Annotated in this window: 11 protein-coding genes; all 11 read right to left on the reverse strand. The window is 70.7% G+C overall.

Features of this window, described 5'->3' with window-relative positions:
* Positions 1-207: 207 nt before the first annotated feature.
* The 11 genes from AC061S_RS20620 to AC061S_RS20670 all read right to left on the reverse strand — a co-directional run bounded on the left by AC061S_RS20620 (position 208) and on the right by AC061S_RS20670 (position 12,967).
* The gene (locus AC061S_RS20620; RefSeq protein WP_478687424.1) at positions 208-999 is read right to left on the reverse strand and encodes a TIGR03936 family radical SAM-associated protein; all 792 of its coding nucleotides are present in this window, start codon (positions 997-999) and stop codon (positions 208-210) included.
* Between the two features lie 126 nt (positions 1,000-1,125).
* Positions 1,126-2,214 carry a hypothetical protein gene (locus AC061S_RS20625; RefSeq protein WP_478687425.1) on the reverse strand — a complete coding sequence of 363 codons (1,089 nt, stop codon included), beginning with the start codon at positions 2,212-2,214 and terminating at the stop codon, positions 1,126-1,128.
* 51 nt (positions 2,215-2,265) lie between these two features.
* On the reverse strand, positions 2,266-2,697 hold the full coding sequence (locus AC061S_RS20630; RefSeq protein WP_478687426.1) for a PIN domain-containing protein: 432 nt from the start codon (positions 2,695-2,697) through the stop codon (positions 2,266-2,268).
* Positions 2,685-2,915 (reverse strand): type II toxin-antitoxin system VapB family antitoxin, encoded by a 231-nt coding sequence (locus tag AC061S_RS20635; RefSeq protein ID WP_243334822.1) that lies wholly within the window; start codon positions 2,913-2,915, stop codon positions 2,685-2,687. The genes AC061S_RS20630 and AC061S_RS20635 overlap by 13 nt, the downstream gene beginning before the upstream one ends.
* 172 nt (positions 2,916-3,087) lie before the next feature.
* Positions 3,088-5,013, reverse strand: a complete 1,926-nt coding sequence (locus tag AC061S_RS20640; protein ID WP_478687427.1) for a TIGR03960 family B12-binding radical SAM protein — start codon at positions 5,011-5,013, stop codon at positions 3,088-3,090.
* 73 nt (positions 5,014-5,086) lie between these two features.
* Positions 5,087-6,607, reverse strand: a complete 1,521-nt coding sequence (locus tag AC061S_RS20645; RefSeq protein ID WP_478687428.1) for a CYTH and CHAD domain-containing protein — start codon at positions 6,605-6,607, stop codon at positions 5,087-5,089.
* A gap of 81 nt (positions 6,608-6,688) precedes the next feature.
* Entirely contained in the window at positions 6,689-7,891 is a 1,203-nt protein-coding gene (rodA, locus tag AC061S_RS20650; RefSeq protein WP_478687429.1) for a rod shape-determining protein RodA, read from the reverse strand.
* A gap of 15 nt (positions 7,892-7,906) precedes the next feature.
* Positions 7,907-10,087: a penicillin-binding protein 2 gene (gene mrdA / locus AC061S_RS20655; RefSeq protein ID WP_478687430.1), complete on the reverse strand. Its 2,181-nt coding sequence runs from the start codon at positions 10,085-10,087 to the stop codon at positions 7,907-7,909.
* A 13-nt stretch (positions 10,088-10,100) separates the two neighbouring features.
* Complete coding sequence (gene mreD, locus AC061S_RS20660; RefSeq protein ID WP_478687431.1) at positions 10,101-10,805, reverse strand: rod shape-determining protein MreD; 705 nt, start codon at positions 10,803-10,805, stop codon at positions 10,101-10,103.
* A gap of 12 nt (positions 10,806-10,817) precedes the next feature.
* Positions 10,818-11,765, reverse strand: coding sequence for a rod shape-determining protein MreC (mreC, locus tag AC061S_RS20665; RefSeq protein WP_327252739.1), 948 nt, complete (start codon positions 11,763-11,765; stop codon positions 10,818-10,820).
* A 182-nt stretch (positions 11,766-11,947) separates the two neighbouring features.
* A complete protein-coding gene (locus AC061S_RS20670) occupies positions 11,948-12,967 on the reverse strand; it encodes a rod shape-determining protein (RefSeq protein WP_069923827.1) in 1,020 nt (339 codons plus the stop codon).
* Positions 12,968-13,190: the final 223 nt, after the last annotated feature.

The raw sequence follows: 13,190 nt of genomic DNA on the forward strand, positions 1-13,190 counted from the left end.
GCGCCGCGGCTGACTTCCGGTCCGGCACGACTCCGCGTAATGAGCGCGGAACCGGCCTCCGGGGCGCGTTCGCCACACGGGAGCTCAGTTCAATGGCCGCCGGTTCCGTACGTGGTAGTCCGTACGGCCTGGCGGAAGTCTTCAGGTCTGTGCGCGGCCCGACCCAGGTGGCTCCCGAGTCCCAGGGCTGCGCGACGACGACGATCCTTACGCGGCGGGACCTTCCGGCGCCTTCGCGTCGGCCGTTGCGGCCGCCGTGGATGGGGCGGTCGTGACAGCCTCGCGGTCGGGCGCGAGCGGGTCGGTCACCGTGCCGGACTCCTCGTCGAAGAGCCCCTGCGCCAGCCTGGTCACCGCAGCGGGGACCGGCGGCGTTAGGTCGGCCACAGCTCGGAGACCGGACAGGACGTCGTCGGGTCGAACGGCAGGTGTCAGATGCCGAACAACCAGCCGCAGTATCGCACAAGCATTGTCCAGCGGCCTATCAGCCTCTGCGGCAGCCGCAACGGGAACCACTTCGAGGCTGACCACGGCGCCGCGCGTGTCGAAGGTCCGCATGCCGTTCTTGGTGCGGCGCTGGACCTCCACGCTCTCCGCCGCGAGGAAGGCCTCGACGGCCCGCTCGACGGCCGCCGGCTCCACGCCGTCCAGGCGCAGCTCCCACACGGAGGCCGTCAGCCGGTCGGCGAGACCGGAGGTGTGTGCCTCCACGGCGTCGATGATGTCGAGGCCGACGGGCATCGACTCGTCGAGCAGCTCGCGCAGGACCGCGGGGTCGCGGGGCTCCGCGAGGGCGATCTCCAGGTACTCGGCCTCGCTGCCGGTCCCGGTCGGGGCGGCGTTCGCGTACGAGACGCGGGGGTGCGGGGTGAAGCCCGCCGAGTACGCCATGGGCACCTCGGAGCGGCGCAGGGCCCGCTCGAAGGCGCGCTGGAAGTCCCGGTGGCTGGTGAACCGGAGGCGGCCGCGCTTGGTGTAGCGCAGGCGGATGCGCTGCACTACCGGTGCGGGAGGCGGGCCTTCGGGCTGTCGCTTGCCCAGTGGTTCATCTCCTTGTGCGGGGCTCCGCGGCTCGCGCGTCGCCCTGAGGTCTGTGGGGCCGGCCGGCCACGCCTGCCCTCCGGCTCACACTGCCTCTTTCTGCAGGGAGATCTCGGGGGCGGGTGTGTCGCCTGCGGCTCTGTTACTACCCAGAGTACGCGCCTGTGACCTCGCCGGTTCCCGGGGCGGCTCCCCGAACAGCGCCCGCCGTACGTCGGCCCGCGCCTCGCGCACCGCGAGGCGGGAGGTCCGCCACACCTCGCCGACCGCACGGCCGACGGGAGCGATCGCCTGCCGGTGCACCGACCGGGCGGCCCGGCGGCCGACGTCCCACCCGGCGCGCAGCACGTTCCCGACCGGGGTGACCACGTGCCGGCGCAGCCATCCGGCCGGCCGCACGACGGCCCACCGCCACAGCCACACCAGCCCGCGCCCCAGCGCCCGGCTCACCCGCCCCGCCATATGCCAGGCCCCGACGAGCAGCTGCCAGAGCGGCACGAGCAGGTACGCCCACACCCCCCGCCCGACCGGAGCCAGCAGGTACCGCCACGCCCCGACCACCACGGGCCGTACGAGATACCGCCACAGCGCGACCCACGGCCAGACGAACAGCGCCTTGGCCAGCCAGCCCACACCCGCCGCGAACCCCCGGGCCAGCCACCGCAGTCCGTGCCCGACGGGGGCGAGGAGGTACCGGTACAGCGCGCCGCCCGGCAGCACGAGCAGGTACCGGACCGCGCCCACGAGCAGCCAGGCGATGCCCCGCCCGGCGGGCAGCAGCCCGTACTCCCAGACCGGGACCAGCAGGTACCGCCAGAGCCCGAGGCCCGCCGGCCGCAGCAGATACGCGTAAACGGCCTGCCCCACCGGGCGCATGACGTACCGCCAGAGGCCCACCCAGGGCCAGTAGAAGACCACCTTGAACAGGGCCCCGATCAGCCACCCGGTCCCCCGCAGCACCGGCAGCAGGGCCCGCTCGCAGAACCACCGCAACCCTTGCCCCAGCGGCCCGAGAACGGTCCGGTTCAGCATCCGTGCGCAGGCGACGAGCAGATCCCAGACCACCCGCAGGGGCAGCACGATCAGCACCGCCACGATCTTCACGGGAATCCTCACGGCCCCCACCAGGCAGCCGTCCCCCTGCGGCGCCGGCAGCGCCTTCTCCAGTTCCATACCGCTAAGGACACACCACGGCCCGGGACCGTTGCGCCAAAGGGCCGGCCGTCAGTCGATGGAGCCCGGTTCGGCGAGCCAACGGGTGCGCAGCTCGATGTGCTTGGCGAGCGTCTCGAAGTCCCGGTCGTAGTGCAGCACCGTCAGGCGGTGCCGCACGGCGGTGACCGCCACGACCAGGTCGACGACTCCCGCGGAGCGCACGCACCCGGCTTCGGCCAGGGCGCTCTGCGCGGCGCCGACCCTCGCCCAGACGTCGTCCGGAATCTCGTGCCACACGTACAGGTCCGTGAACGCTTGCCGCATCTGCGTGTACTGGGCCGCCGAGCGGGCGGAGTACAGGGCCTCGACCTCGGTCACCGCGCACATGCCGATGCGTCCGGCGGCCAGTGCCGGACGCCATGTGGAGAACGGCCCCGGGAGGGTGATCCGGTGCGCGGCAGAGGTGTCGATCAGGAAGTCGCCCTCGGTCAGCTCCCCCACGGCCCACGCACCTCCGCCTTGAATCCGGGCTCCCGCCCCTTGTCGAAGGCGCCCTCTTCGTCGAGCTTGATGAGGGCTTCCAGAGCTCGCTGCCTGCGGAGCCGTGCTCCTATTTCCTCCAGCGCCGCGTTGACCGTGTCCTTCTTCGTGGTGGTTCCGAGGGCTTCCATCGCGAGCGCGAGGGCTTCCTCGTTGATGTCGATCACGGTCTTGGCCATAGGGGCCACCTCCTGGCAGCAGGCGCGGAGTATTCCCCCGAGCACCCCACCAGGATATCCATTGACGTCAACCGCAGGAACGGTAATCCGGCGGTCGAATGAATATGCCCCCCACCGTTCCCGGTGGAGGGCATATACAGGGGGCGGGCGGCCGGCCGGCCTCAGCCGCAGGTCACTTCACGACCGACAGCGGCAGCAGCTTCTTGCCCGTCGGGCCGATCTGGATCTCCGTCGAGAGCTGAGGACACACGCCGCAGTCGAAGCACGGGGTCCAGCGGCAGTCCTCGACCTCGGTCTCGTCGAGGGCGTCCTGCCAGTCCTCCCAGAGCCAGTCCTTGTCCAGGCCGGAGTCGAGGTGGTCCCACGGCAGTACCTCCTCGTAGGTGCGCTCGCGGGTCGTGTACCAGGCCACGTCGACGCCGTAGGCGGGGAGGGTCTTCTCCGCCGCCTGCATCCAGCGGTCGTACGAGAAGTGCTCGCGCCAGCCGTCGAAGCGGCCGCCCGACTCGTACACGGCGCGGATGACGTCGCCGATGCGGCGGTCGCCGCGGGAGAGGAGGCCCTCGACGATGCCGGGCTTGCCGTCGTGGTAGCGGAAGCCGATGGAGCGGCCGTACTTCTTGTCGCCGCGGAGCTTGTCGCGGAGCTTGCCGAGGCGGGCGTCCGTCTCCTCGGCCGAGAGCTGCGGGGCCCACTGGAAGGGGGTGTGCGGCTTGGGGACGAAGCCGCCGATCGAGACGGTGCAGCGGATGTCGTTCTGCCCGGAGACCTCGCGGCCCTTGGCGATGACGTTGACCGCCATGTCGCCGATCTGCAGCACGTCCTCGTCGGTCTCGGTCGGCAGGCCGACCATGAAGTACAGCTTCACCTGGCGCCAGCCGTTGCCGTACGCCGTCGCGACCGTACGGATCAGGTCCTCTTCCGAGACCATCTTGTTGATGACCTTGCGCATGCGCTCGGAGCCGCCCTCGGGGGCGAAGGTCAGACCGGAGCGGCGGCCGTTGCGGGTCAGCTCGTTGGCCAGGTCCACGTTGAACGCGTCCACGCGGGTCGACGGGAGGGACAGGCCCACCTTGTCGTCCGTGTAGCGGTCGGCCAGGCCCTTGGCGATGTCCGCGATCTCGGTGTGGTCCGCCGAGGAGAGGGACAGGAGGCCGACCTCCTCGAAGCCCGTGGCCTTGAGGCCGCGCTCCACCATCTCGCCGATGCCGGTGATGCTTCGCTCCCGCACGGGGCGCGTGATCATGCCGGCCTGGCAGAAGCGGCAGCCGCGGGTGCAGCCGCGGAAGATCTCCACGGACATCCGCTCGTGGACGGTCTCGGCGAGCGGGACCAGGGGCTGCTTGGGGTAGGGCCACTCGTCGAGGTCCATGACCGTGTGCTTGGACACGCGCCACGGCACGCCGGAGCGGTTCGGGACCACGCGGCCGATGCGGCCGTCCGGCAGGTACTCGACGTCGTAGAAGCCCGGGACGTAGACGCCGCCGGTCTTCGCGAGGCGCAGGAGGACCTCCTCGCGGCCGCCCGGGCGGCCCTCGGCCTTCCACGCGCGGATGATCTCGGTCATGTCGAGGACGGCCTGCTCGCCGTCGCCGATGATCGCGCAGTCGATGAACTCCGCGATCGGCTCGGGGTTGAAGGCCGCGTGGCCGCCCGCGAGCACGATGGGGTGGTCGACCGTACGGTTCTTCGCCTCCAGCGGGATGCCCGCGAGGTCCAGTGCCGTCAGCATGTTGGTGTAGCCGAGCTCGGTGGAGAAGGAGAGCCCGAAGACGTCGAAGGCCCCGACCGGACGGTGGGAGTCGACGGTGAACTGCGGCACCTTGTGCTCGCGCATCAGCTCTTCGAGGTCCGGCCACACGCTGTACGTGCGCTCCGCGAGCACGCCCTCGCGCTCGTTCAGCACCTCGTACAGGATCATGACGCCCTGGTTGGGGAGCCCGACCTCGTACGCGTCCGGGTACATCAGCGCCCAGCGGACGTCGGCGCTCTCCCACGGCTTGACCGTGGAGTTGAGCTCACCGCCGACGTACTGGATCGGCTTCTGGACGTGCGGAAGCAGGGCCTCAAGCTGAGGGAAGACCGATTCGGTCATCACGCGACTTTCGTGAAGCGGGCAGGGGGCGACTCTCAAGCGTACCCCGGGGCCCGGAGCACCCCCGCCCGCATGATCAGCCGCGCACCGCCGCCGCCGGGCCCGCGGCCGCCGCCCACACCTGCGGCAGCTCCCGCTCGCGGCGGTCGGCCAGCGCCTCCTCGCGGCCGTAGAGCAGGCCCCAGGTGAAGGAGGACTCCCCCGCGCCGGCCGCCTGGACGGCGAGGCCGCGCAGGGCGTCACGGGCGACGACGGCGTCCTGGTGGTCTCCGAGCAGGCTCTGGACCGCCTTCACCGCCTTGGCCAGCTTGCGTGCGGGTTTGCCGAGGGCCGGGGCCGCCGCCTCGGCCGCGTACCGGGCGCGCTTCGCCGCCTTGCGGGCCTCGTGCAGGGCCAGGTCGCGGTCTTCGCCCGGGTCCATGGACAGGGCGCCCTCGATCCGGCCGGCGAGGCGCTCGTGGTCCCTCAGGACGGCCGCGGACAGGACCGTCTCGGCGGGCCGGTCGGCGGCCTTGCCGAGGGGCGGGTCGGCGAGCAGGTCGTCGAGGGCGTTCAGCAGGACCACGTAGCGCCTGCTGTCGAGCGCGGCCAGCGCCGCGCGGCGCGAACCGGTGCGCCGGGCGGTGTTCCAGATCTTGAGGCGGCCGCGGACCGGGCCGAGCACGAGGGTGCGCGGGAGTTCATCGAGCCGGGTCTGGATCCGCTCCAGCAGCACTTCCTGGTCGCGGTCGACCCCGAGCTCGGCGGCGAGCCAGCGCAGCTCCTCGCCGACCGGGCCGGTCTCGGCGGGGTCCAGGACCCGGCGGTAGGTCTTGAAGGCGCTGCGCAGCCGCCGGGTCGCGACCCGCATCTGGTGGACGGAGTCGGGCAGGCCCCGGCGGACGGCGGGGTCCTGGGCGATGAGGGCGTCGCGCTGTTCGCGCAGGTACGCGAGCACGTGCGCGCCCGCCGTGTCCTCGGCGGGACCGGGGCCGGCCGTCCGGGCCGGGGGTTCCCCGCCGGTCTCGGTCAGCGCCCGGGCGAGCTTCGAGGGGGCGTCGCTGACCCGCAGGCCGGCCTTGCGGAAGGTCTTCTCCACGGCGTCGAGCAGCGCCGGGTCGGCTCCGTCGGCGAGCTCCACCTCCACCTCGGTCCAGGCGGCGGTGGCGTCCGCGCGCTCCGCCCGGACCGCGTCCGTGGACAGCTCCGCGAGGAGGGCGCCGTCGGCGTCGAGCAGGTGGCTGACCTTGCGCGAGGACAGGAGCCTGACCTGCGGTTCCAGCGGGGTGTCGCGGACGCGGGAGCGCAGCAGCGCGGTCAGCGCGTCCGGGACGGTGTCGCCGAGGGGGGCGGTGATCTCGTCGCGGACGCCGGGGGCGACGGGCAGTTTGAGGTGCCAGCCGGCGTCCTTGCCGCCGGTGCGGCGGCGCAGGGTGAGCCCGTCGGCGGCGAGCCGCTGGTCGGGGGTGTCGTAGTAGACGGCGTCGAGCTCGGCCGTGCCCTGGTCGGTGACGGCCGCGATGGCGGCCGTGCCCGTCAGGTCCGGGACCCCGCGCCGTCCGGCCTTGGTGTTCCTGAACTCGAATTTGCGCTCGATCTCGCGCTTCGTGTCCGCCATGAATCGAACGTAGTCCTGAACGGAAGACGGCGGGAGGGGAAACGGCGGGTGCGGCGGAAAAACGGCCCGGGACCCGATCGATCAAGCCGACATCGGCCGCTGCACCCTGATCGACTGGAGCAGACCGATGGCCACCCACACGGCGAACATCGAGGATCCTCCGTAGGACACGAACGGCAGTGGAAGGCCGGCCACGGGCATGATCCCGAGGGTCATGCCGATGTTCTCGAAGGACTGGAAGGCGAACCAGGCGATGATCCCGGCGCACACGATCGTCCCGTAGAGCTCGGTCGTCTCGCGGGCGATCATGCAGGCGCGCCACAGGATGACCCCGAGCAGCACCAGGATCAGCCCGGCTCCGACGAAGCCCAGCTCCTCCCCCGCCACCGTGAAGACGAAGTCGGTCTGCTGCTCGGGGACGAACTGGCCGGTGGTCTGCGAGCCCTTGAAGAGCCCGGAGCCGGTCAGGCCGCCGGAGCCGATGGCGATGCGCGCCTGGTTGGTGTTGTAGCCGACGCCGGCCGGGTCGAGCTCGGGGTTGGCGAAGGCGGCGAAGCGGTTGATCTGGTACTCGTCGAGGATGCCGAGCTGCCAGATCAGGATGGCCCCGCCGACGCCCGAGCCGAGCAGGCCCAGCACCCAGCGGTTGGAGGCGCCGGAGGCGAGCAGGACGCCGAGCACGATGACGACCATGACCATGACGGAGCCGAGGTCGGGCATCAGCATGATGATGCCCATCGGTGCGGCGGCCAGGCAGAGCGCCTTGACGACCGTGCGGTGGTCGGGGTGGGCCAGGTCGCCCGCGTCCACCCGGGTGGCCAGCAGCATCGCCATCACCAGGATGATCGTGATCTTCACGAACTCGGAGGGCTGGAGCGAGAAGCCGCCGCCGACGACGATCCAGGCGTGGGCTCCGTTGATGGTGGCGCCGAGCGGGGTGAGCACGGCGAGGATCAGCACGAGGGAGAGCCCGTAGAGGATCGGGACGGCGCCGCGCAGGGTGCGGTGGCCGAGCCAGATGGTGCCGACCATCAGCACGAGGCCGATGCCGGTGTTCATGGCGTGCCGGAAGAGGAAGTAGTACGGGTCCCCGTTGTTCAGCGAGGTCCGGTTGCGGGTCGCCGACCACACCAGCAGGGCGCCGATGAGGGAGAGGGCGAGCGCCGAGAGGAGTATCGGCCAGTCGAGCCGGCGCACCACGGAGTCGCGGGCGGTGAGCTTGGCCATCGCTCCCCGCTGCTCCGGCGCGTACCGGGCCACGGAGAATTTGTTGGCGGTCTGCATGTCGGTCCTCGGTACTCAGTCGTGCTGCGCGGGGCGCTGGGCTTGCGGGCCGGCCAGCGCGGGCGGCGCCAGCTCTTCCGGGGACGGCGGTACGTACGGCCGGATCTCGGGGGAATCGATGCCGCCGTCGGGGCGGATCCGGGGCAGTTTGGTCTCGGGTCCCAGCAGGAGTGCCTTCTTGACGTCCTGGTTGCCCGCCATGTCGAGGCCGTAGATGGCGTTGTAGATGTTGCGGACGGCCGGGCCGGAGGCTCCGGAGCCGGTGCCGCCCTGGGAGATGGTCATGACGATGGTGAAGTCGTCGGTGTAGGTAGCCAGCCACGAGGTGGTCTGCTTGCCGTAGACCTGGGCGGTGCCGGTCTTGGCCCGCATCGGGATCTTGTCGAGCGGCCAGCCGCCGAAGCGCCAGGCGGCGGTGCCGCCGGGCTCCACGACCATGCGCAGGCCCCTGTCGAGGTCCTTGACGGTCTTGGCGTCGATGGGCAGCCTGCCGTGCGACTTGGGCTTGATCATCTGGACGTGCTTGCCGTCGGCGCTGATCACGGCCTTGCCGACCGTGGGGTCGAAGAGGGTGCCGCCGTTGCTGATGGCGGAGTAGGCGGTGGCCATCTGGATGGGGGTGACGAGGACGTCGCCCTGGCCGATGGCGAAGTTGATGCTGTCGAACGCCTTGAGCTGGTTGCCTTCGAGGCAGCTCTCGTAGGCGATCTGCTCGACGTAGGTGCCGCCCTTCTTGCCCTGCTTGCACCAGGAGTCCTTGTTGGCCGCCCAGAAGCTCTTCTTCCACCCGCGGTCGGGGATGCGGCCGGTGACCTCGTTCGGCAGGTCGATCCCGGTCTCGGAGCCGAGGCCGAACTCGCGGGCGGTCCGGTAGAACCAGTCGTGGGCGTCCTTCTTGGGCTTGAGGCCGCCGTCGCGGTTCCATTCCTTGTGCCCGAGTGCGTAGAAGACGGTGTTGCAGGAGAACTTGAGGGCCTCGCCGAGGGTGATGGGGCCGTGCCCCTTGGACTCGAAGTTCGCGAAGCTCCGGTTGCCCATGCTGTAGGAGGCGCTGCAGTTGTACTTCTCGTCGAAGGCGTATCCGGCCCGGACGGCCGCGCTGGCCGACACCACCTTGAAGATGGAGCCGGCGGGGGCCTGGCCCTGGATGGCCCGGTTGAGCAGCGGGTAGTTGGAGCCCTCGCTGGTGAGCTTGGCGTAGTCCTTGGCGGCGATGCCGCCGACCCAGGCGTTGGGGTCGTAGTCGGGCTGGGAGGCCATCGCGACGACCCGGCCGGTCTTGGCCTCCATGACGACGACGGCGCCCGAGTCCGCCTCGTACTTGCGGCCGGTGATCTTGTCGGTCTCCTGGCGGACCACCTTCATCGCCTGCTGGAGCTCGTACTCGGCGACGGACTGGACCCGGGCGTCGATGCTGGTGACGAGGGTGGATCCGGGCACACCCGCGTCGGACTCGGTCTGGTGCATGACCCGGCCGAGGTTGTCCACCTCGTAGGAGGTGACCATCGCCTTGCCGCGCAGGTACTTGTCGTAGGTGCGCTCGATCCCGGAGCGGCCGACCTGGTCGGAGCGCAGGTGCGGCGAGTCGGTGTCCTTGGCCTTCTGGATCTCCTCGTCGGTGACCGGCGAGAGGTAGCCGAGCACCTGGGACGTACGGGCCCCGCCGGGGGCCGGATAGCGGCGGACGGCGACGGGCTCGGCGGTGATGCCCGGGAACTCCTCGGGGCGTTCGCGCAGCTGCAGCGCCTGCTGCGTGGTGGCGTCGAGGGTGATCGGGATCGGCTGGTACGGGGAGCCGTTCCAGCAGGGCGCGGGGGTCTGGGAGTCGCAGAGGCGGACCTTCTCCATGACCTCCTTGGGGGTCATGTCCAGGACGCCCGCGAGGCGGGTCATGACGGCCTTGCCGCGGTCCTTCATCTTCATCAGCGCGGTACGGCTGGTGGAGACGACCAGACGGGTCTCGTTGTCGGCGAGGGCGACGCCGCGGGCGTCGAGGATCGTCCCGCGCACGGCGGGCTGGACGACCCGCTGGACGTGGTTGCTCTTCGCCTCGTGGTAGTACTCCGCGCCGTTGCGGATCTGGAGGTACCAGAGGCGGCCGCCGAGGGTGAGGAACATCGAGCAGACGAGGACCTGGATGATGACGAGCCGGATCTGCACCCGGGAGGTACGGCCGGTCTCCGGAATGTTGGTCACGTGGACTCCTCCCTCACAGCTTCTTGACGCTCTTCACACCCTTGATTCCCTTGACGCCCTTTATCCGGCCGGCCCGGTTGGCCCGGCTGCGGGCAGTCTTCATCCGCAGGCCGCCGCGCTGGCTGCCGATCCGCAGCCCGGTGCCGCCGGCCAGCCAGCCGGAGGCGATGTCCTTGCCCGCGGGCGGGCCGCCGTTGGCCTCGACGGCCATCGGGTCGTTCTCCGCGCGGCGGGCCAGGGCCATGATGAACGGCACGGTGAAGGGGGCGAGCAGCAGGTCGTAGAGGACCGCGGTGAACAGCAGTCCGGTCATCCCGACGTGGCGGGCGGCGGTGTCGCCGACCAGGGCGCCGACGCCCGCGTAGAGCAGGGTGGAGGCGAAGGCGGCGCCGACGACGGTGAGCATCGGGCCCCAGGCGGAGCGGAACCGCCCTGTGTCGGGGCGGACCAGGCCGGCGACGTAGCCGATGACGCACAGCACGAGCGCGTAGCGGCCGGCGGCGTGGTCGGCGGGCGGGGCCAGGTCGGTGAGGAGTCCGGCGGCGAAGCCGATGAGGGCGCCGCTCACGCACCCGTACACGAGTGCGAGGGCGACGACGGTGAGCAGGACCAGGTCGGGGACGGCTCCGGGGAGTTGGAGGCGGCCCAGGATGGAGACCTGGACGACGAGGGCGACCACGACGAGCGTGCCCGAGAGCAGGATCCGGTTGAAACGCATGATGATCGGCTCCTAGTCCTCGGCCGGCTTGCCGGACGCGGACGCGCCGGGCGACGGGGTGACCGTGACGGTGACCGTCGGGGTGGGCTTGGGCGCTTCGGGCTTGGGCGGCAGGACCGCGTCGCGCGGGTCCTCGCGCGGGGGCATCACCACGACGCCGACGATGTCCAGGCGGGAGAAGCCGACGAAGGGGCGGACCCAGATGGTCCGGGTCAGGTCGCCGCGCGAGGGGTCGACCTTGATCACCTCGCCGATCGGAACGCCGGGCACGAAGGGCTTGTTGCCGCGCGAGCCGAAGGTGACGAGCCGGTCGCCGGTGTTGATCTTGGCCTTGCCGTTGAGCATCTGCACGGAGAGCTCCCGGTCGCCCTGACCGGTGGCGAAGCCGAGTTCGCCGGTCTTCTCCAGGCGGGTGCCGACGGTGAAGTCGGGGTCGTTGGCGAGGACCACGGTGGCGGTGTCGGGGCCGACGGTGGCCACGCGGCCGACGAGTCCGTCCCCGTTGAGGACGGTCATGTCGCGCTCGATGCCGTCCTTGCTGCCCGCGTCGATGGTGACGGTCCAGGAGAAGCCCTGGGCCGCTCCTATGGCGATGACCTCGGCGCCCTTGATCCCGTACTGGCCCGCGCCGGCCCGCTTGAGCATCTCGTCGAGCTCGCGGATCCGGCTGCGGGTCTGGTCGTCGCTGCCCAGCTTGGCCTTGAGTGCCGCGTTCTCGCGCTCCAGCGTCGCGATGCGGTTGTGCCGCTCGCCGGAGTCCCGTACCGCCCCTATGGCGTTGGCGACCGGGTCGACGCCTTTCGCCACGCCCTTTTCGACGGGTCCGAAGACCGCTGCGGCGGCCTGTCGGGCACCGTCGACCGGAGACTCCTCACCCGTCCTGATGTCCACCGTGATCAAAGCGAACGCGATGGCGATCAGAAGCACCAGGAGCAGCCGGCTTTCTCGTGTGTCCCTCACGTGCGGCGGCCGTGCCTTCCTCATAGTTACCCGTGCGGCCAGGTCGTCAGAGACGGCCTAGCCGCTCCGGTGGAGCCGGGGCTCGCACCGGACCTTGCCTGTATATCAACGATCCGCCGCACGGGCCCGGTAGCACCCGTACGGCGGATCATTTGTGTTCCACCGTCACGCGGCGGGCCGGATCAGCGCCGCGGCTGGGCGTCCAGGACCTGCTGGAGCGCCTCGAACTCCTCTACGCACTTGCCGGATCCGAGCGCGACGGAGTCGAGCGGGTCCTCGGCGATGTGGATCGGCATGCCCGTCTCGCGGCGCAGCCGCTCGTCGAGGCCGCGCAGCAGGGCGCCGCCTCCGGTGAGGACGATGCCGCGGTCCATGATGTCGCCGGAGAGCTCCGGCGGGCACTTGTCGAGGGTGGTCTTGACGGCGTCGACGATCGCGTTGACCGGCTCCTCGATCGCCTTGCGGACCTCCGCGGCCGAGATCACGACGGTCTTGGGCAGGCCCGAGACCAGGTCGCGGCCGCGGATCTCGGTGTGCTCGTCCTTGTCGAGGTCGTAGGCCGACCCGATGGTGATCTTGATCTGCTCGGCGGTCCGCTCACCGAGGAGGAGGGAGTACTCCTTCTTGATGTGCTGGATGATCGCGTTGTCGAGCTCGTCGCCGGCCACCCGGATGGACTGTGCCGTGACGATTCCGCCGAGGGAGATGACGGCCACCTCGGTGGTGCCGCCGCCGATGTCCACGACCATGTTGCCGGTGGCCTCGTGGACGGGCAGGCCCGCACCGATGGCGGCGGCCATCGGCTCCTCGATGATGTGCACCTGGCGGGCACCGGCCTGCGTGGACGCCTCGATGACGGCGCGGCGCTCCACTCCCGTGATGCCGGAGGGCACGCAGACCACGACGCGCGGGCGGGCCAGGTAACGGCGCTTGTGGATCTTGAGGATGAAGTACCGGAGCATCCGCTCGGTGATCTCGAAGTCGGCGATCACGCCGTCCTTGAGGGGCCGCACGGCGACGATGTTGCCGGGCGTGCGCCCGATCATCTTCTTGGCTTCGGAGCCGACCGCCAGGATGCCACCGGTGTTCGTGTTGATGGCGACCACGGACGGCTCGTTCAGGACGATTCCCCGGCCCCTCACGTACACCAGCGTGTTGGCGGTCCCGAGGTCGATCGCCATGTCACGGCCGATGAACGACATGTTGTTCCCCTTGTTCCCCATGAGGAGCGTCTGGCCTTCCAGTTGATAGCGGCTGCTGTCAGGTCGGCGAGGTGGGTGTGTGGGTGGAGGGCCCATCGTAGTGCCGCAAGTACGGACACCGCGCGACGGGACTCCGGCAAGCCCGCCGGAACGGATACCCGCCCCCATAGTGGTGACGTCGTGTCCTGTCGATGCGTTCCCGAATATGCCCGGTAATACCGGA

The organism is Streptomyces sp. CA189, assembly GCF_056428985.1.